The 18,271-nt window shown below is 59.9% G+C and carries 16 protein-coding genes; 5 read left to right on the top strand and 11 right to left on the bottom strand.

Annotation, left to right across the window (positions count from 1 at the left end; all coding sequences use genetic code 11):
• Nucleotides 1-84 precede the first annotated feature (84 nt).
• The 6 genes from H8L67_RS00755 to dnaA form a co-directional block, all read right to left on the bottom strand.
• Entirely contained in the window at nt 85-1,242 is a 1,158-nt protein-coding gene (locus tag H8L67_RS00755; protein WP_220379904.1) for a tetratricopeptide repeat protein, read from the bottom strand.
• A gap of 121 nt (nt 1,243-1,363) precedes the next feature.
• The gene (locus H8L67_RS00750) at nt 1,364-2,176 is read right to left on the bottom strand and encodes a M48 family metallopeptidase (RefSeq protein ID WP_434063438.1); all 813 of its coding nucleotides are present in this window, start codon (nt 2,174-2,176) and stop codon (nt 1,364-1,366) included.
• 136 nt (nt 2,177-2,312) lie between these two features.
• Nucleotides 2,313-4,784 (bottom strand): DNA topoisomerase (ATP-hydrolyzing) subunit B, encoded by a 2,472-nt coding sequence (gene gyrB / locus H8L67_RS00745; protein ID WP_220379902.1) that lies wholly within the window; start codon nt 4,782-4,784, stop codon nt 2,313-2,315.
• 185 nt (nt 4,785-4,969) lie between these two features.
• On the bottom strand, nt 4,970-6,055 hold the full coding sequence (gene recF / locus H8L67_RS00740) for a DNA replication/repair protein RecF (protein ID WP_220379901.1): 1,086 nt from the start codon (nt 6,053-6,055) through the stop codon (nt 4,970-4,972).
• Nucleotides 6,056-6,121: 66 nt separating this feature from the next.
• Nucleotides 6,122-7,222, bottom strand: coding sequence for a DNA polymerase III subunit beta (gene dnaN / locus H8L67_RS00735; protein ID WP_220379900.1), 1,101 nt, complete (start codon nt 7,220-7,222; stop codon nt 6,122-6,124).
• Between the two features lie 224 nt (nt 7,223-7,446).
• The gene (dnaA, locus tag H8L67_RS00730; RefSeq protein ID WP_220379899.1) at nt 7,447-8,802 is read right to left on the bottom strand and encodes a chromosomal replication initiator protein DnaA; all 1,356 of its coding nucleotides are present in this window, start codon (nt 8,800-8,802) and stop codon (nt 7,447-7,449) included.
• Nucleotides 8,803-8,980: 178 nt separating this feature from the next.
• Between dnaA and rpmH the strand changes: the two genes are divergently transcribed.
• From rpmH to H8L67_RS00705, 5 genes are all read left to right on the top strand, one after another.
• Nucleotides 8,981-9,121: a 50S ribosomal protein L34 gene (rpmH, locus tag H8L67_RS00725; protein ID WP_031374044.1), complete on the top strand. Its 141-nt coding sequence runs from the start codon at nt 8,981-8,983 to the stop codon at nt 9,119-9,121.
• Nucleotides 9,122-9,171: 50 nt separating this feature from the next.
• Nucleotides 9,172-9,594, top strand: coding sequence for a ribonuclease P protein component (gene rnpA, locus H8L67_RS00720; protein ID WP_220379898.1), 423 nt, complete (start codon nt 9,172-9,174; stop codon nt 9,592-9,594).
• Nucleotides 9,591-11,288, top strand: a complete 1,698-nt coding sequence (gene yidC, locus H8L67_RS00715) for a membrane protein insertase YidC (protein ID WP_220379897.1) — start codon at nt 9,591-9,593, stop codon at nt 11,286-11,288. The genes rnpA and yidC overlap by 4 nt, the downstream gene beginning before the upstream one ends.
• 4 nt (nt 11,289-11,292) lie before the next feature.
• A complete protein-coding gene (mnmE, locus tag H8L67_RS00710; RefSeq protein WP_220380670.1) occupies nt 11,293-12,624 on the top strand; it encodes a tRNA uridine-5-carboxymethylaminomethyl(34) synthesis GTPase MnmE in 1,332 nt (443 codons plus the stop codon).
• A 144-nt stretch (nt 12,625-12,768) separates the two neighbouring features.
• The gene (locus tag H8L67_RS00705; RefSeq protein ID WP_220380669.1) at nt 12,769-13,803 is read left to right on the top strand and encodes an energy transducer TonB; all 1,035 of its coding nucleotides are present in this window, start codon (nt 12,769-12,771) and stop codon (nt 13,801-13,803) included.
• A gap of 56 nt (nt 13,804-13,859) precedes the next feature.
• On the opposite strand, the gene H8L67_RS00700 is transcribed toward H8L67_RS00705, so the two are convergent.
• Genes H8L67_RS00700 through H8L67_RS00680 form a run of 5 tightly spaced genes read right to left on the bottom strand, consistent with a single transcriptional unit; the run spans nt 13,860 to nt 18,149 of the window.
• On the bottom strand, nt 13,860-15,026 hold the full coding sequence (locus H8L67_RS00700) for an ABC transporter permease (protein WP_220379896.1): 1,167 nt from the start codon (nt 15,024-15,026) through the stop codon (nt 13,860-13,862).
• Nucleotides 15,023-15,778 (bottom strand): ABC transporter ATP-binding protein, encoded by a 756-nt coding sequence (locus tag H8L67_RS00695; protein ID WP_220379895.1) that lies wholly within the window; start codon nt 15,776-15,778, stop codon nt 15,023-15,025. Before H8L67_RS00695 ends, H8L67_RS00700 begins: the two co-directional genes overlap by 4 nt.
• Entirely contained in the window at nt 15,775-17,325 is a 1,551-nt protein-coding gene (locus tag H8L67_RS00690) for an alpha/beta fold hydrolase (RefSeq protein WP_220379894.1), read from the bottom strand. Before H8L67_RS00690 ends, H8L67_RS00695 begins: the two co-directional genes overlap by 4 nt.
• A gap of 3 nt (nt 17,326-17,328) precedes the next feature.
• Nucleotides 17,329-17,541, bottom strand: a complete 213-nt coding sequence (locus H8L67_RS00685) for a helix-turn-helix transcriptional regulator (protein WP_220379893.1) — start codon at nt 17,539-17,541, stop codon at nt 17,329-17,331.
• On the bottom strand, nt 17,538-18,149 hold the full coding sequence (locus tag H8L67_RS00680; protein ID WP_220379892.1) for a hypothetical protein: 612 nt from the start codon (nt 18,147-18,149) through the stop codon (nt 17,538-17,540). The genes H8L67_RS00685 and H8L67_RS00680 overlap by 4 nt, the downstream gene beginning before the upstream one ends.
• Between the last annotated feature and the right edge of the window lie 122 nt (nt 18,150-18,271).

The raw sequence follows: 18,271 nt of genomic DNA, 5'->3' as shown, positions 1-18,271 counted from the left end.
TCCCATACCCGGTCGGGTGCGGGAACCCCGTAGCTTATACCAATCCGATTGGCTTGCGCCAACGGGAAAGGGGCAAAAACGTGATTACTTGAGCAGTCTTTGCGCGTCTGCCGTGTTCTTCACACCCTTTGCGAGGGCGGCTTGCGCGGCAGCCTTGGATTCGGCCTTCTTGCCTTGGGTGCTGAGGATTTTGGCACGATTGAGGTCGGCTTCGCCATTGCTCGACATCGACGCAGCCTTGGTGTAATTCGCCAAGGCGACGTTCCATTGGTCGTCGGCAAATGCGCCCTGCGCCGCCACCATATAGGCGCGTGCGGTGTCATCGTTTTTCGGAATCAAATTCTTTGCAACACCTTCGTCCAGGACTTCGGTGGCCGACTTCCAATTCTTGTCTTTGACCAGGTAGCCGGAGTACAGCACCTTGTAGTCTTCGGCGGCGGCGATGCCGCGTTTGCGCGCGTCATTCAACAGCTCGTAGGCTTTTTTGGTGTTGCCCGCGGCTTCATACGTGCCGGCCAGATTGCGAACGGCTTGAATGTCGTTCGGGTTCTTGGTGTAGGCGTCGGTGTAGAGCTTGATCGCCTCTTCGCTGCGGCCGCCCGAGGCCATCAACGATGCGCGCATCGGGCCGTATTGCGGATCGGTGCTGCCGCTTTCGGCGAGGAATTTCTCCAAGGTGGCGAGCGCTTCGGCATTGTTGCCGGCGGCTTGGTATTGCGCGGCCAAGTCGCTCATGCTGTCGAAGTGCGGATTGTTGTCGAGTGCGTTGGCATCGACCGCCGCTTTCAAATAGCTGATGGCTTTGGCGCTGTTCTTGGTTTGTGCAGATGCCAGGCCGGCCAAGCGTTGTGCAAAGGCTTTTTCATAGGGCGAGGCGCTACCACCGGCCACCACTGCATCGGCTTGCGTCACCACACCGGCGAAATCCTTCTTGTTGAAGGCATCGACCATGAGTTGCAGTTTGGCGGCGCCGTCACGGGTGGTCGACACCTTGGGCTCTTTGCGCTTGGCATTCGGATAGCGCGGCGCTTCCGCGGGGGTTGCAGCGGTTTCTTTCTTGCCCTTGCCTTTTTGTGCGTCTTCATCCTGGGTGGATTCGCCGCGCAGTTCCTTCATGCGTTTCTCGCGTTGCTCACGCATCGAGCTGCCGCCCGAGCCAAGGCTTTGTGCGGCAACCGGCAGCGCGAAGCTGAGTGCCAATGCGGCGGCAATCGCCGCGGTCAAAGTGGTACGCGTTTGCATAAATGGACCTCGTTGAAAGTGGTGCGTTGCCTCAAGCATGGAGCATTCAGCGGCACATACGCCACATTCTGGAACTGCCATTGCACTTGCGGTTTAACTTTTGCGGGGGGTGAATCGTCGATCAAGGACCGCAATTGGGACGTCGGCCGGCCTTGCGTGCCGCGTCATATTCCGGCATCAAGCCATTGGCGCGCTGGGCCAGTTCGTTCAATCGCGACTGTGGATCCGGGTGAGTGGACAGCCATTGCGGCGGGCGGTTGTTGCCACCTTCGGCGATCATGTTTTGCCACAGATTGACGGCCTTGCGCGGGTCGAAACCGGCCTTGGCCATCAGCTGCTGACCGATCACGTCCGCTTCGGATTCTTGGGTGCGTGAACCCGGCAACAGGAACCCGCCTTGGGCCACCATGCCGCCCAATTGGCCCACGGTATTCGGGTCGACCACGCCGGTGACGGCCGCCAAAACCTGCGCGGCGGCAACGCCCATTTGCGCCCGTTGTGCGCGTGCGAATCGCTCGGCGTGATGCTGTGCATAGACGTGGCCGATTTCGTGTGCGACCACAGCGGCGAGCTCGTCTTGATCGCGAGCCACGCGGAAAATTCCGGTATATAGGCCCATTTTGCCGCCAGGCAACGCAAACGCGTTGGCTTGGTTATCGACAAAAATCCCCGTTTCCCAGTTGTAGCGTGTCGCCCACTCACCGGGCAGCTGACGCGTGATGGCGTTGACGATGCAGGTCGCATAGTTGCGTTCGCGCGCGCTCGTGGTTTGCGGTTTTTCCGCCTTCAATTGATTGAAGGCTTGAATGCCCATCTGATCGAGCTGCTGTTGCGAGACCGCGCCGGTGGCCTGCTGGCGTCCTGTCGGCGAGGTGGTCGTGGCACACGACGCCACCGACAAGGTGATGGCGGCTGCGAGTAAAACTTGCTTCAGATGAGCGTGGCGCATGGGGGAGCCCTGTAGTTCGTGAATGCGATCCAGTTCTAAAGCAATGGATTTGAAAGCCGCGTCAATACGCGGCCCTTCATTCAGAAACCGTCCATGCAGCCCGGGCCGGCGTGTCGCCGGCTCAGACGTCGATGTTGGTGGCTTTCAGCGCGTTGTCTTCGATGAACTCGCGGCGCGGCTCGACCACGTCCCCCATCAAGCAAGTGAAGATCTGATCGGCGGCGACCGCGTCTTCGACTTTCACTTGAAGGAGGCGACGGGTATCCGGGTTCACCGTGGTGTCCCACAACTGTTCCGGATTCATTTCACCCAAGCCTTTAAAGCGTTGGATTTGGCGACCGCGCTTGGCCTCGTCCAGCAACCAGGCGTAGGCCTCGGCGAAACGGGACACCGGTTGCGCACGGTTGCCGCGGATGATTTGACCGCCTTCGCGGATCAAGCCGTGCAGCACCGCAGCCGCTTCACGCAGTGCTTTGAGTTCACCGGTTTCGAAAATCGTCACCGGCAAGACTTGTACTTGCGATTCGCCCATGTGGGTGCGCGTGACCAACAACGACGCCGGCTTGTTCTCGTTACCCGATTGCAGTTCGAGGCTGTAACGCGGATTGCCGAGGCCGGTGTTGTTAAGACGTGCCGCCAGCGCATCGAGCTCATGGGTTTCGTCGGTGGCATCCACCAACGACGCGCTGTCCAACGGGGTGAAATCGATCAGCGATTCCAACACGATCGCATCGAAACGATGCGCGTTGCGGGCGATCGCTTCGCGCGCTTGGGAGAACGCCAAGAGCAGTTTTTCCAGCGCCTCGCCTTGAATCGGCGGCTCGCCGTCGGCCGGAATGAGTTGTGCACCTTCCACGGCGTTGTTGGCGAGATACGCGTTCAACGCGGCATCGTCTTTCAAATACAACTCGTTCTTGCCTTGCTTGATCTTGTAGAGCGGCGGCAAGCCGATGTAGACGTGACCACGCTCGATCAACTCCGGCATTTGCCGGTAGAAGAACGTCAGCAACAGTGTGCGGATGTGTGAGCCGTCGACGTCGGCGTCGGTCATCAGGATGATGCGGTGATAACGCAGCTTGTCCGGGTTGTATTCGTCTTTGCCGATGCCGGTGCCGAGTGCGGTGATCAGCGTCCCGACTTCGGCACTGGCGAGCATGCGATCGAATCGCGCCCGTTCGACGTTCAAAATCTTGCCCTTCAGCGGCAGGATCGCTTGGGTTTTACGGTTGCGGCCTTGCTTGGCCGAACCGCCTGCCGAGTCACCTTCGACGATGAACAGTTCGCTGAGTGCCGGATCTTTTTCCTGACAGTCGGCCAACTTGCCCGGCAGGCCGGCGATATCCAGCGCGCCCTTGCGACGGGTGAGGTCGCGGGCCTTGCGGGCAGCCTCACGGGCGCGCGCGGCGTCCACGATTTTGCCGGCGATGGCCTTAGCTTCGTTGGGGTGTTCTTGCAGGAACTCCTCCAAACGTGCACCGAACGTGCTTTCAACTGCCTGTCTCACAGGACCAGAGACGAGTTTTTCCTTGGTTTGGCTGGAGAAGGCCGGGTCAGGCACTTTGACCGACAGCACGGCAATCATGCCTTCGCGCATGTCGTCGCCCGAGAGCGAAACCTTGGCTTGCTTGGCCACCCCGCTCTGCTCGATGTAGTTCTGCAGCGTGCGGGTCAGCGCGGCGCGGAAACCGATCAAGTGGGTACCGCCATCCTTCTGCGGGATGTTGTTGGTGAAGCAGAACATGGTTTCCTGATAGGAATCCGTCCATTGCAGCGCCACTTCCACACCGATACCGTCTTGCTCGCCGCGCACGGAAATGACGTTGGGGTGCAAGGGGTTCTTCAAATGGGCCAAATGCTCAACGAAGCTGCGAATGCCGCCTTCGTATTCGAACACCTGTTGTTCGCCCTCACCGCGTTCGTCACTCAAGGTTATGCGCACGCCGGAATTGAGGAAGGATAATTCGCGCAGGCGCTGCACCAGGATGTCGTAGTGGAAGGTGGTATCGCCGAAGACGTCGGCGGAGGGCCAGAAACGCAGCTCCGTACCACGCTTGTCGCCTTGGTCCCCTACCCGCTCCAACGGCGCCACGGGCGCGCCGATCGCGTATTCCTGGATGAAATGGCCGCCGTCGCGCCACACCTGCAAGACCAACTTGTCAGACAGCGCATTGACCACCGACACACCGACGCCGTGCAGACCGCCCGACACTTTGTAGGCGTTGCCGTTATCGGCATCGTTGTTGAACTTACCACCGGCGTGCAGGACCGTCATGATGACTTCCGCTGCCGAGACGCCCTCTTCTTTGTGGATGTCCACCGGCATACCGCGGCCGTTGTCCAGCACCGAGACCGATCCATCCTCATGAATGGTGACGAAAATATCGTTGGCATGACCCGCCAGCGCTTCGTCGACAGAGTTATCCACGACCTCGAACACCATATGGTGCAGGCCGGAACCATCTTGAACGTTGCCGATGTACATCCCGGGGCGCTTTCGAACCGCTTCGAGGCCACGCAGGACGGTGATGTTGCTGGAGTCGTAGTTAGTGTTATTCCCGGGCTGGCTGCTGCCGGCCTCTGTCGCTTCCGTCATTCGGGTTTGAGCTCCCTGGCAGTTCCGCGCAAAAGTGCGCAAAACGCATTGATTTGAAGGGGAAATTGTACCACTTTCAGGCACTTTTAGCCTTTAATCGATGCGTTGCGATGCCGGCAATTCAGCGAATTTCGGTTCACCACATGCAGGGTTTCACGTGGAACATCCCCCACCCGCCTTGGTGGTTATATTTCCCGAACGGCGCCATTTTCCACGTGGAACTTTTTTACATCGAGGCCGTCGGGAAAACTCAAATCCTGCGCAACGGTGCCAGAAATGAAGACCTGCGCCTCCGCCGTTGCCAGCGCGCGCAACACCGATTCCCGGTGTTGCGGATCCAACTCCGAGGCCAAATCGTCCAGTAGCACAACCGGCCATTCACCACGTTGGATCGCATAGTGTTCTGCTTGCGCCAGAATCACCGCCAATGCCGCCAATTTGGTTTGACCACGCGACAGACGCTCACCTTGGGCACGATGAGCAAATGCAAGCTCCCAGTCCGCGCGATGCGGTCCAGCCGTGGTAAACCCCGTAGCGAGATCACGTGGGCGATTGACCAGCAAGGCATCGGCCAACGACAGCTCCTGACGCTTCCAACCCGGCAAGAACCGCAGGATGGCCTCACCAAGTTCCGGCAACAAGCGTTGCCCCCAGAGGGCCACCAACGGCGCGAGCGCGTCGATATGGTCGGCACGCAGGCGCGTCACCACCTCGCCACTCTGAGCCAGCTCAGCCTCCCATGCCTCGAGCTGTGCCATGGACAGGCCACGTTGCTTCAAGAGCGCATTTCGCTGCTTGTGCGCGCGGGCAAGCCGCCGCCAGGGCGAAATAAACGCAGGTTCCACGTGGAACAAACCCCAGTCCATCATTCGGCGGCGCTGGTCACTTCTGCCATCAATCAATGCGTGACTGCCCGGCTCATAAGTCACAGAGGCGAGGGCGGTGCACAAATCACTCAATAACTGGCAGTTCTGGCCATCCAATCGACCTTCCCAGTCACTCCCTGAATGGCGCAGTCCCAACTGTCGCTGGGCGCCGCTGGCAGTGTCCCATCGCGCAAAGATCTCCAAGGCCGGCGCATTGACGCGTACCAGGCCATCGCCGACGCGACCGCGAAAACTTTTCCCGTTCGATAACAGGTATAGGGACTCCAAGATGGAGGTCTTGCCCGCACCGTTATCGCCACTGATGACGTTGAAGCGTGGACCGGGCGTCAGCGTGGCTTGAACGACCGATCGAACATTGGACAGGGTGAGGTGGGTTAGGCGCATGGCTTCAGACAATCAAACGCCCGGATGGACCGGGCGTGCGATGTGTTTCACGTGAAACATGATGTGTTAGAGGCGAAGCGGCATCACCACATGGCGGCTGCGTTCATTGCTGGCTTCGCGCAACAGCGCCGATGAATTGGCGTCCCGGAGCGCCAACACGACCTTTTCATCCCGCAACGCGGAGAGGGCGTCCAACAGGTAGGTGACATTGAAACCAATGGTGATGTCTTCGATCTTGGTTTCAACTTCCACATCTTCTTGGGCTTCTTCCTGCTCCGGGTTGTGCGAGCTGATTTGCAGCAAGTTCGGCGTGGTTTCGAGGCGCACACCGCGGTATTTCTCGTTGGAAAGAATCGCCACACGCTGCAACGCGGCGCGCAAGGCTTCGCGATCCATGGTCACCAACTTGTCGGCGCCGATCGGAATCACGGCTTCGTAGTCGGGGAATTTGCCGTCGATCAATTTGCTGGTGAAAGTGGCATCGTCGCGCACCACGCGGATGTGCGAGCGGCCGATTTCCAACTCAATGGCGCGATCGCCGCCTTCCAACATGCGTTGCAGCTCGTTCACGCCCTTGCGCGGCACGATGATTTGACGCTTGTTCTGACCACCTTCCAGCGCGGCTTCACACAGCGCCAGACGATGGCCGTCGGTCGCCACGCAGCGCAAGGTGTCGCCGCGCAGGTCAAACAGCAGGCCGTTGAGGTAGTAGCGGACGTCTTGCTGGGCCATCGCGAAAGAGGTGCGGTCGATCAGTTCCTTCAACGCCGATTCCGGCACAACCGCACGCTCGGTGGTGTCTTCGTTTTCGGCAGACGGGAAATCATTGGCGGGCAGGGTGGCCAAGGTGAAGCGGCTGCGACCGCCCTGGATGGTGGCCTTGTCACCGGCAAGCGTCAGCGTGATCTTGGCGCCGTCGGGCAGGGCACGCACGATGTCAAACAGTTTGCGCGCAGGAATGGTGGTTTCACCGTCTTCGCTGCCGGCATCCAGCGCAGTCCGCGCCATCATCTCAACTTCGAGATCGGTACCGGTCAACGCCAGGTAGCCATCCTTCACTTGAACCAGCAAGTTGCCCAGTACCGGCAAGGTTTGACGACGCTCAACCACGTTCACGACTTGCGCGAGAGGTTTCAGAAGGGCTTCGCGTTGGAGAGAAAAGCGCATGTAGTTTCCTTGCCTGTCTTCTTGCTTTTAAAGTGGATAAATATATAAAGCTTGGTGGTAGTAGGGGCGCCGAATTTCTGTGGATTACCGCGTAACGCTTTGATTTTATTCAGAAATTTCGGTTAAAACCCCTGTGGATAAAGCGCATTCAACCGGGCTGAAACTGTGTGGATAACTTGCCCCTGCAAAGTCATCCACCGCTTATCCACAATCTATTCCCCCGATCATTCACTGAGTTTACGCACTAATTTTTCCCAATCCTCATGCAACTTGCCATCGGTGTCCATCAGCTTGTCGATTTGCTTGCAAGCATGCATCACCGTGGTGTGGTCGCGACCGCCGAATTGTTCACCGATTTCCGGCAAGCTGCTGTCGGTCAGCTCCTTCGCCAAACGCATCGCGACCTGCCGCGGGCGGGCCAGCGAGCGGGTGCGCTTGGGGCCGAGTAAATCCTTGATCTGCAGCCCGTAGTAGTCGCCAACCGCTTTTTGAATCTGCTGGATGCTGATGGCCTGATCGCGCAACAGGCCGCGCAGGGTGTCTTGCGCGAACTCCAAGGTGATCGGCTTGCCGAAGAAATGCGATTGCGCGGCCAACGTATTGATGGCGCCTTCGAGATCGCGAATGCTCGAACGTAGTTTCTTTGCCAGCAATTCGGCGACATCGCTCGGCAAGTTCAAGCCTTTTTCGCGGGCCTTGGCATGGGCGATTTGGGCGCGGGTTTCGAAGTCCGGCGAATCAATGGCCACCGGCAAACCCCAGCCCAGACGCGAGGTGAGGCGAGGTTCCAAGCCTTCGACTTCGCGCGGGTAACGATCGCAAGTCAGGATGATTTGCTGGCGACCATCGAACAGGGTGTTGAAGGTGTGGAAGAACTCTTCCTGGGTACGGTCTTTGCCGGCGAAGAATTGGATGTCATCGATAAGCAGGGCATCCAAGCCTTGGAATTGGCGACGAAAGGCTTCGGTACCGCCGGTACTGGCTTGATCGTAAAGGGCTTTGGTGAAGCCTTCCAGGAAGTCGCGCGCGCGCAGGTACAGCACACGGGCCTTCGGATTGCGTTTCACCATTTCATTGCCGGCCGCCACCATCAAATGGGTCTTGCCGAGTCCGGTGCTGCCGTACAACAGCAGCGGATTATGGGCGCGGTCACCGGGTGACATGGCCGCCTGCCAAGCCGCGGCACGCGCCAATTGGTTGCTGCGGCCTTCGACGAAGTTGTCGAAAAAGTACTGGTTATTGAGGTTGCCGTGGAAGACCTCTTCACGGGCAGCCGGTTGCGCGGCGCGCGGCGTGGCCGACTTGTCGTTCGGATCGCGGGGCGGGGTACCGCTGGCGATGCGGACCGAGCTCGCGCCGGCAAATTGGGTCATCAACTCGCGAATTCGCGGCAGAAAACGCCCTTCGACATGGTCGGTGACATACACGTTCGGCGAATACAGCACCAGGCTGCCGCCGTCGGCATGCGGGTGGACCATGTTCAGCCATGTCCGCACTTCTTCGACCGGAAACTCGGATTCGAGTCGGGCTAGACAGCGGGACCAGGCTTCAAGAACCGGGGCGGAAGAATCTGGAATCATGCGGAAAGCGTGCGCGCGTAGGACGGCACACAGGGCGCCGACAAAAGGTCTGGGTGGAACCCCGCAATCTATCATTGCGACGGGCCCGCTGCACTGCGATCCAATTCGCGCTTGACGCGGGCTAGGGTAGGTCGCTAGACTTTCGGGTTCCCTAGTGTTCAACTCGGCGCCCAGCATCATGGCCACCAAGCGTACTTACCAACCCAGCAACCTCAAGCGCAAGCGCGATCACGGCTTCCGGGCCCGTATGGCAACGGCAGACGGCCGCAAGATTCTTGCACGTCGTCGCGCCAAAGGCCGCAAGCGTCTCTGCGCCTGATGACTGTTCCCGTGCACTTCCGTGCACGGGTTTGAAGTCACAGGTGACGAATGACCTCGTCTCCTGATCTGCGATTTCCCAAATCGGCGCGCGTGCGAACGCGTGCCGATTACGCGTGTGCGTTCGATGCGGCGCGACGCGTGCATGGCGCGCATTTCCAGTTGGTGTTCAAAACCGACCCGACCCCGGCCCCCGGTGCCGCACGGCTGGGATTGGCGGTGTCGCGCAAGGTCGACAAGCGCGCCGTGCAACGCAACCGGATCCGACGGGTCCTGAAAGAAGCCTTTCGCGCCGCGCACGCACAGCTCGGCCCCGGTAGCTATGTGTTTGTGGCCAAGCCTTCGGCGCGCGCTGTTGAAAATGCCGCCTTAAGACACGACTTTCTACGATTGATGCAACGCGCCGGCGCGTTGCCGTCCACTTCCACGCAGGGCACAATGCAGCGCCCGCCCACCAACGACGATTCGGCATGAACCAAACTCGACTGTTTTTGATCTTTGCTTGGCTCATGGTGGCCATGTTGTTGTGGATGGAGTGGGGCAAGGACCACGCGCCCAAGCCGGCGGCTGTGCCGACGCACGCTACCGCCGCGGCGGTGCCGCGCATGGTGCCCGACGCAACCACGACCGGTATTCCGCAGGCGGTCGCGCCGCAGGCCGCGCCCATGCCGGCCACCCAGGCTTCGGCAGTGGCACCGGCTGCGCGCGTCCATGTGCGCACCGATGTGATGGACGTTGTGCTGACCGGTGGCGGTTTGCAACAAGTGGACCTGCTGCGCTACCCGCAAACGCGTGACGCCAACGCGCAACCGGTGCGCTTGCTCTCCGCGGATGCCGCGACCTTCTACCAAGCGCAAACCGGCTGGGTGGGCGAGCAGGGCAATGCCGCACCTGCCCACGACGCCGCTTATGCGACGACGGCCGCACCCGAGCAAGTGCTCGCCGCCGACGCACAAAAAATCGAAGTGCCTTTCACCTGGACCAATCCGCAAGGGGTGACCTTTAACCGCGTCTACACCTTCACCCGTGGCAGCTACGCGGTGGACGTCAAAGACACGGCCGTGAACCGCGGCGCCGGCGCATGGGCGGGGTATATCTACCGCCAATTGGTGCGTGTGCCGCCGGTGATCAAAACCGGTTACACCCATCCCGAATCTTTCAGCTTCATCGGCGCCACTTGGTTTGATGCCAAAGAGGGCTACCAGCGCCGTCCGTTCAAGGACTTCATGGATGACGGTGCGGTCAACGCCGATGTCACCGGCGGTTGGTTGGCGATGCCGCAGCACCACTTCCTCACAGCCTGGGTGCCGCAAGCGGATCAATCCGCGCGCTTCAGCCTGATGCAAAACAGCGGCGTCAACGGCATCGCCGCGCGGGGTCCGGGCTTCACCTTGCAACCGGGACAACAAGCGGCGAGCAGCGCGCGTTTGTGGGTCGGTCCGAAAGACGTGAAGCAACTCAATGCGCTGAACGTGCCCGGCATGAATCGCGCGGTGGATTACAGCCGTTTCGAAATTTTCGCGTTGCTCGGCCAAGGTCTGTTCTGGCTGTTGTCGAAGTTGCATGCGCTGATCGGCAACTGGGGCTGGGCCATCATCGGCTTGGTGGTCTTGCTGAAGATGGTGCTGTTCCCGCTCTCGAACGCGCAGTACAAATCCTCGGCAAAAATGCGTCGCGTTCAACCGCGCATGGCGCAGCTGAAAGAGCGCTATGGCGACGACAAGGTCAAGTTCCAGCAAGCGATGATGGAGCTGTACAAGACCGAGAAGATCAATCCGATGGGCGGCTGTCTGCCCATCATTCCGCAGATGATCATCTTCATGACCTTGTATTGGGTGCTGTCTGAAGCGGTCGAACTGCGTCATGCCCCGTGGATGGGCTGGATCCAGGATTTGACCGCGCGTGACCCGTACTTCGTGCTGCCGGTGTTGAACGCCGCCATCATGTTCGCGACCCAACACATGACGCCGGTGCCGCCGGGCATGGATCCGATGCAGCAGAAGATGATGAAGTTCATGCCGGTCATCTTCGGCGGCGTGCTCGCCTTCCTGCCGGCAGGCTTGGTCTTGTACCAAGTGGCCAACGGCGCGTTGGGTTTGCTGCAGCAGTGGTACATGCTGCGCAAGTACGGCGACAAGCCGGAACCGAAGACGGTTGTTGCCGACTGATTCAATGCATACCGGCGGCCACGCGTTAGACACGATCGTCGCCGTGGCCACGGCGCCGGTGCCCGCGGGCGTCGGCATCGTGCGCTTGTCGGGACCTGATGCGCGATCCATTGCCGAAACCATGTGCGGCCGCGCACTCACGCTTCGCAACGCCACCCGCGTGCGCGTCCGCGACGCGCAGTCGCAGGTCTTGGATGACGGCATCGCGCTGGCATTCGCCGCACCGGCCAGTTTCACCGGCGAAGATGTGGTGGAACTGCAACTGCATGGCAGTCCGGTCGTGCTGGACTCGGTGGTCGATGCGGCTTGCACGCTCGGTGCGCGCCGCGCCTTGCCGGGCGAGTTCAGTGAACGCGCGTTTTTGCACGGCAAGTTGGATCTGACCCAGGCCGAGGCAATTGCCGACTTGATTGAAGCGCGTGATGCGCAAACGGCCAGAGCGGCACGACGCTCGCTCGATGGGGTGTTTTCAAAACGCATTGACGACGTCGCCGACGAGATCTTGCGTATCCGTGTACAAATGGAAGCGTCCATCGATTTCGTCGACGAGCCGATCGATACCGACGACATCGCCCGCATCGAACAACGATTGTCCGCATTGGCAACATCACTCGAGTCGACCTTGGTCGAAGCCCGACAAGGACAGAAATTGCGCGACGGCTTGCACGCGACCTTGGTCGGCGCGCCGAACGTCGGCAAGAGCTCTTTGTTAAATGCCTTGGCAGGCGTGGATCGCGCGATCGTGACCGAAGTGGCAGGCACCACGCGCGATGTCTTGAAAGAAACCGTCCGCGTCGGCGGCATCGAGTTGACCTTGGTCGACACGGCCGGTTTGCGTGCGACCGACGACGCGATCGAAGCCGAAGGCATGCGTCGTGCGCGCGCTGCCTTGGGCGTCGCTGATTTGGTGATCGCGGTGGTGGATGCGCAAGACCCGGTCTTGGGCCGCGCGCGGCTGCAAGACGAATTGCCGCCGGCCCGCTCGGTCATTTGGGTGGTGAACAAGGGCGACCTGGCGCGCAGTGATGTGACCGACGCGTTGGTGGTCTCCGCGCGAACCGGCGAAGGGTTGGCGGACTTGCGCGACGCCATCGTCGAGCACGCACAACGCACCATGGGTGAGGGGGCGTTTACCGCCCGCGCCCGTCACGTCGATGCCCTGACACGAGCCACGCAACTTTTGCGCAATGCAATAGCTGAATGCGGTGCGGGGCAAATTGATTTATGCGCCGATGACCTGCGTCGTTGTCATGACACCCTCGGCGAAATTACCGGCCGGGTAACAGCGGATGACTTGCTGGGTGCGGTTTTTTCGACTTTCTGCATCGGTAAATAGGCGTCGATTGCGACGCACTTGGCGAAAAGCCCTCACATCCTGTTGACAAGCGGCTCACGTCATCGTTGTATGGCAATTGGGTCAATACGCTATCCCATGGGGGAAAACATGAATCAGCGCGCAAAACTCGCCCGTCCGGGCGCGATGCGTTATTTGGCAGTGGCCGCTTTGGGCACTGTGTTGGCAGGCGGTTTGGTCGCTTGCAAAAAAGACGATGCCACCACCGCCGCCGGTCAAACCGCTGCGGGCGAACCGGCCGCCGCGCCGCCGCCGGCTGCTGTCTCCAGTGCCGTTGCAGCGATGAGTGCGGATGAACTTCGCACGGCTGCGCAAAAAGCTTTGGCCGACACGCGCATGTATGCGCCGGCAGGCGACAACGCGATGGAGTACTACCTGGCATTGCGTGACAAATCCGCCAACGATCCGGGTGTCGCGTCGGCACTGACCGACTTGCAACCCTATGCCGTGATGGCGACCGAGCAAGCGATTGCGCGCAAGGACTTCCCGGAAGCCAAGCGCCTGTATGCCTTGCTGGAAAAAACCGACAACGCCGCACCAGCATTGCCGCGCTTGATGAATTCGATTTCGGAAGGTGAAAAAGCCGCAGCAACCGCCGCCGCCAACGCGCCGGCACTGACCGAAGCGGAAAAAGCCAAGCAAGCTGAGCTCGACAAGAAGCGCTTGGAAGAACAGAAGAAACTTCAAGAGCAAGCCGCGAAAGAACTCGCCGCCAAACAAGCCGCCGACAAGGCGCGTGCCGAACAGCAATCCGCCGCCTCTGCCGTGGCTGCGCGTGCTGCCGCCGACAAAGCCGCCGCCGACAAGGCAGCAGCAGACAAGGCCGCCGCCGACAAGGCAGCCGCCGATCGTGCGGCCGCGCAACGTGCCGCGCAATCGCAACCGGCCGCGCCGCGTCCGTCGGCAGGTTCGAGCGACTTGGTCGCCGTTTCCACGCCGAGCCCGCGTTATCCGCCTGAAGCCAAACGTGCACGCCAAGGCGGTACGGTCCAGGTCGAGTTCACCGTGGATGGCGATGGTTCGGTCAGCAATGCCCGTGTTGTGAGCGCCGATCCGCCGCGCGTCTTCGATCGCGAAGCTTTGAATGCGGTGAAGCGTTGGAAGTTCAAGCCGGTGTCCTCGCCTCAAACCACGCGTCGCACCATCAACTTCCAACCGTAAGTCAGGTTGGCGAAGTCAAAAAAAAGCCCGGGGAAACCCGGGCTTTTTTTGTTTCATCAGGAAGCTACTGCCAACTTCTCGTTCTGATAACGCTTCACCGCGGCGAACCACAGCAACCACGCAATGCCGAGATTGGCGCCGAAGTAGACCAGCCATTCCAGCGCGGGGATGTTCTCGCTGCGCAGGACTTTCAACAACAACTGGTTCTGCGACAGGAACGGCACTGCAAACATCCACAACTGATTCTTGATCGGATTGATCATCAGGATGATGGTCGGCAACATCGGCAACAACATCAACATCGACATGTAGCTCTGCGCTTCTTTCACCGACTTCGCGTTGGAAGAAATCACGGTCAACAAAGCCGAGCCAACGGCGACAATCGGGACCAAAATCAGCATCATCTTGACCACCGCCATCATGCGCACATCCATCATGCTGCCCAAGCCCGGCGTGATCATCGCCGCCAACTTGAAAGCGAGACAGGTGAACAACACACTCAACATGCTGATGCACACCGAGGCGGTGATTTTTCCGGTGACGATTTCACTGCGCGAAGCAGGTGTGGTCAGCAGCGGTTCCAAGGATTGACGTTCGCGTTCGCCCGCGGTCATGTCGATGACGAATGCCGCGCCGCCGATGAAGCCGCCCAGAATCAACAAGTACGGCATGAACGACAGCGCCAAACCTTTGCGCGCCTCGGGGGTGGAGAGGTCTTTGTCGGTCACCACCATCGGCGAGATCACTGCCGGCGAAATGCCGCGCGCAACCAGACGCAGTGCGCCGACGGTTTGGTTGTAAGCCTGCAATTGCGAATGCACGCGACGGGTCGGAATCGATGCGTCCTGGCGCGTTGAATCGCTCACGACTTCCACCATCGCCGGCTCGCCTTTGCGCCACTTCTCATCGAAGTCTTTGCCGATGCGCAGGTAGACATCTTCATCCTGATTGCGAATCGCCGCGTCGGGGTCGGCGACCTTCTTCAAATGAATGCCCTGGGCTTTCAAGTAGGCGACCAAATTCGGCGCGTACTCGGCACCGACCATGGCGATCTCCAACTCCTTGTCCATCTGCGTGGTGTGCTTCTTCTTCATGAAGGTGCCCATGCCGAAGATCAGCATCACGATCAGGACCGGGCTCATGAACAAGGTCAGGCCGAGGGTCTTTCGATCGCGGGAGAGTTCTTTCAACTCTTTCGCGAGAACGGTGGTCATGCGGCTCATGCGTGCAGTCCTTCTTCAGTGCCGATCAGACGCACAAAGGCGTCTTCGAGATTTTGTTCACCCGCCTTTTCGCGGAGTTCGTCCGGTGTGCCTTCGGCCATGACGCGGCCTTGCGCGATGATCACGATGCGATCGCAGAGTGCCGACACCTCTTGCATGATGTGACTGGAAAAAATCACGCAATGGCCTTCTTGCTTGAGTTGGCGCAAAAATTCGCGCAAGCCACGCGTGGTCATCACGTCGAGTCCGTTGGTGGGTTCGTCCAAAATCACATTCTTGGGCGAATGAACCAACGCGCGGGCAATGGCGGTTTTGGTGCGCTGACCTTGGCTGAAGCCTTCGGTTTGGCGGTCGAGAAAATCTTCCATCTGCAAGGACTTCGCCAACTCGGCAATGCGTGCGTCGATCTGTGCGGCCGACATGCCGTTCAACTCGCCGAAGTAGCGGATGTTCTCGCGAGCGGTCAATCGCTTGTAGATGCCGCGTGCGTCAGGCAGAACACCGATGCTGCGGCGAACCGAGACCGGATCGTCAGCGACATTGACGCCATCCACCAAGACGCGTCCCTGGTCGGGCTGCATCAGGGTGTAGAGCATGCGCATGGTGGTGGTCTTGCCGGCGCCGTTCGGGCCGAGCAAACCGGTGATCTCGCCGTCGCGCGCGGTGAAGCCGACACTGTTTACCGCAACCACCGGCGCGTCTTTCTTGCCTTTGCCGGCAAAGGTCTTGTGCAGGGTTTCCGCCGTGATCATGGGGTCCATCCGTTGTAGGAGGTGAAAGGAGGGGTGTAGGAAAGGTTGTCCAAGCACTTGCCATCGAGTTGTTTGGCGTCCGCGGTATCGATGAACTTGGCGAACAATTTCGGCATGCAACCGACGCCGATGACGTTGTGACCTTGTCCGCGCAAGACGAACAGTCGGCCGTTCTTCAAAGTCTTGAGGGTTTCCTCGCCGTACTTGGGCGGCGTGACCGGGTCGAGCTCACCTTCCAAAATCAGTGCCGGCACATCGGTGGCCAGCGCGTTGTGGAAGTCGGCCGGCATCTTGCCCTTCGGCCAGATCTTGCACATCGCAGACATGGCGTCGGTGAGGGTGGTGCCGAGCACGGTGTCCTTGTCGTCTTCATTCGAGACCACGCTGTCGCCGTCTTCGGTGCAGATCACAGACATTTGCATGCCCATCATCATTTGGTCTTCGAGACCCGACTTCAGCATGTCGGTCATCGCCTTGAGGCTGTCGTAACGGCCTTGCGCGGCTTCATGCAGTTGCTGCGGAATCAAGGCGGCCATCGCCGGCATGTAGGCAAACATGCGCACCAGGTTCGCCACTTCCTCTGCCTTCAGCGTGTCGGTCTTGACGATGCCGGTGGTCGGATCACGATAGGTGACCGGCACCGGGCCCTTTCGCAACGTGGCCATCACGGTGTTCAGCGAATCACGCGGGTTGCCAACGGCTTTCACGCAATCGGCATTGCGGGTGCACAGCGCGAATTGCTGATCGAGCGCGTCTTCCAAGTTACGTGCCCAGATGTTGCCCAGAATGGTGGTGTTCGGCACGACCGAGTCCAACACGATGGTGCGCGTGCTGTTCGGATAGCGCATGGCGTATTGCTGTGCCACGCGGGTCCCGTAGGACACACCCATCAGGTTGATCTTTTCGATGCCCATGGCTTTGCGCACGGCGTCCAGATCCGCCACCGCAGTGGTGGTGTCGTAGCGGGTGAGATCGGCGACTTTGGACAGCTCGGCAACGCAGTCACGCGTGGCCTTTTCCACATCGGCCAATGTCTCGGCTTCGGTCGGGTCGCCGTTTTCATCCTTGCCGCCGCACTTGAGCGGATTCGACTCGCCGGTGCCGCGCTGGTCGACCAGAATCACGTCGCGCTTGTCGAGGATGCGATCAAAGGCGCCGGCCAACTGGGGATAGCTCTTGACCGCGGATTGGCCCGGGCCGCCGGCAATGAAGAACACCGGATCCGGCGCCAATTCCGCGCCTTCGTTGGCCGGCACCCAAGCAATGTTGAGGGCGATCTTGCGACCGTCGGGCTGCTCACGGTTTTCCGGCACGGTGAAGGTGGTGCATTGCGCAGTGACACCCTCACGCGCCATCGGCGTCGACAGCGTGCAGGGTTTGAAGGCGAGCGTGCCGTAATGGCGCTGCTTCACCGGCTCGGCCTCTTTCGCCGGGGTGGCGGTGGTTGCAGTGGCGGGCTTTTTCGCCGAATGGCTTTGCCAGTAGCGGTAGCCGAAGAGCGCGATCAGCGCGACGACTGCCAGCACCAGTCTGTATTTGCGTGGCATGGATCAGGATCCTTTTGAAGGGGGAACGTCGTAAATGAAAATGCGTTCGATCGGCTCATCGAAGGCGCGGGCGATTTTGAAAGCGAGCGGCAAACTCGGGTCGTACTTGCCGGTTTCCAAAGCGTTGATGGTTTGTCGCGAGACTTCGAGCAATTCGGCCAGCGCAGCTTGCGACCAGCCCATTTGCTCACGGAGTTCGCGCAGACGATTGTTCATTGATAGCGGCGCATCGCGAGGAATTTGCCAAGGCCGTAACCCATGCAAAGCACCGGGAATACCCAGATCATCGCGGCACCGGCGTCGAAATGGATGACACGCGCCAACTGCAAGAAGCCGGCCGACATATAGCCGAGCGAGACGAGCAGGGCGGCGACACCGATCGATTCCAGCTCGACCTTGCGTTGGAACTCATCGGCGTTGCGGATATAGCCGATAAAGGCGATCAGTACCGACGCGATCGGCAGAACCGGCAGCAAGGCGATAAATGCGCGAACCCAAACGGCCTCTATGCCCCGGCGAATCAAGAGCATCGAGACTGGCAGCAAGATAACGTAGGCGAACATGGACGGCACCATCCGGCGCATGTACTGGCGACCGGCTTTGGTTTCGCGTTGGACGGCGATGCTGTCGCGCCACCAGCGCGGCAACAGCATGAAGCACACCCAACAAACGATCAGGCCACCAGACATGCCGGCTAGAAAGCCGGCCAGTTCATCATCCATCAGTCCCGGCCGAAGATGCGCCGCGAGTGACACCCCACCGCAGACCAGGCCCAAAGCCAACGCGATGTGCATGCGTTTTTCGTAGTCCCACAAGAATTTCATCCGTCTCTCCCTCGGGGTCCGTTACAAATCCAAGCTGATATGTAAAGGACGCTTTACAAGAGACTAAAGGCAGAAAACGTATTGTGTCAAGTGTCCTTGACAGGCGTGTCGCGCGTAAAATG

The sequence above is a fragment of the Lysobacter soyae genome (assembly GCF_019551435.1).
Lineage (GTDB): Bacteria > Pseudomonadota > Gammaproteobacteria > Xanthomonadales > Xanthomonadaceae > Solilutibacter > Solilutibacter soyae.
The sequence above is the reverse complement of the archived record's forward strand: the minus strand, read 5'-3'. Positions and strand labels throughout refer to the sequence as shown.

Bases quoted from the DNA above. Each gene is read 5' to 3' on its own strand.
- H8L67_RS00755 (WP_220379904.1), bottom strand. From the start codon at position 1,242: ATGCAAACGCGTACCACTTTGACCGCGGCGATTGCCGCCGCATTGGCA.
- H8L67_RS00695 (WP_220379895.1), bottom strand. From the start codon at position 15,778: ATGATCACGGCGGAAACCCTGCACAAGACCTTTGCCGGCAAAGGCAAG.
- recF (WP_220379901.1), bottom strand. From the start codon at position 6,055: ATGCGCCTAACCCACCTCACCCTGTCCAATGTTCGATCGGTCGTTCAA.
- gyrB (WP_220379902.1), bottom strand. From the start codon at position 4,784: ATGACGGAAGCGACAGAGGCCGGCAGCAGCCAGCCCGGGAATAACACT.
- H8L67_RS00690 (WP_220379894.1), bottom strand. From the start codon at position 17,325: ATGCCACGCAAATACAGACTGGTGCTGGCAGTCGTCGCGCTGATCGCG.
- H8L67_RS00685 (WP_220379893.1), bottom strand. From the start codon at position 17,541: ATGAACAATCGTCTGCGCGAACTCCGTGAGCAAATGGGCTGGTCGCAA.
- dnaN (WP_220379900.1), bottom strand. From the start codon at position 7,222: ATGCGCTTTTCTCTCCAACGCGAAGCCCTTCTGAAACCTCTCGCGCAA.
- H8L67_RS00680 (WP_220379892.1), bottom strand. From the start codon at position 18,149: ATGAAATTCTTGTGGGACTACGAAAAACGCATGCACATCGCGTTGGCT.
- H8L67_RS00700 (WP_220379896.1), bottom strand. From the start codon at position 15,026: ATGAGCCGCATGACCACCGTTCTCGCGAAAGAGTTGAAAGAACTCTCC.
- rnpA (WP_220379898.1), top strand. From the start codon at position 9,172: ATGACCTCGTCTCCTGATCTGCGATTTCCCAAATCGGCGCGCGTGCGA.
- dnaA (WP_220379899.1), bottom strand. From the start codon at position 8,802: ATGATTCCAGATTCTTCCGCCCCGGTTCTTGAAGCCTGGTCCCGCTGT.
- rpmH (WP_031374044.1), top strand. From the start codon at position 8,981: ATGGCCACCAAGCGTACTTACCAACCCAGCAACCTCAAGCGCAAGCGC.
- mnmE (WP_220380670.1), top strand. From the start codon at position 11,293: ATGCATACCGGCGGCCACGCGTTAGACACGATCGTCGCCGTGGCCACG.
- H8L67_RS00705 (WP_220380669.1), top strand. From the start codon at position 12,769: ATGCGTTATTTGGCAGTGGCCGCTTTGGGCACTGTGTTGGCAGGCGGT.
- yidC (WP_220379897.1), top strand. From the start codon at position 9,591: ATGAACCAAACTCGACTGTTTTTGATCTTTGCTTGGCTCATGGTGGCC.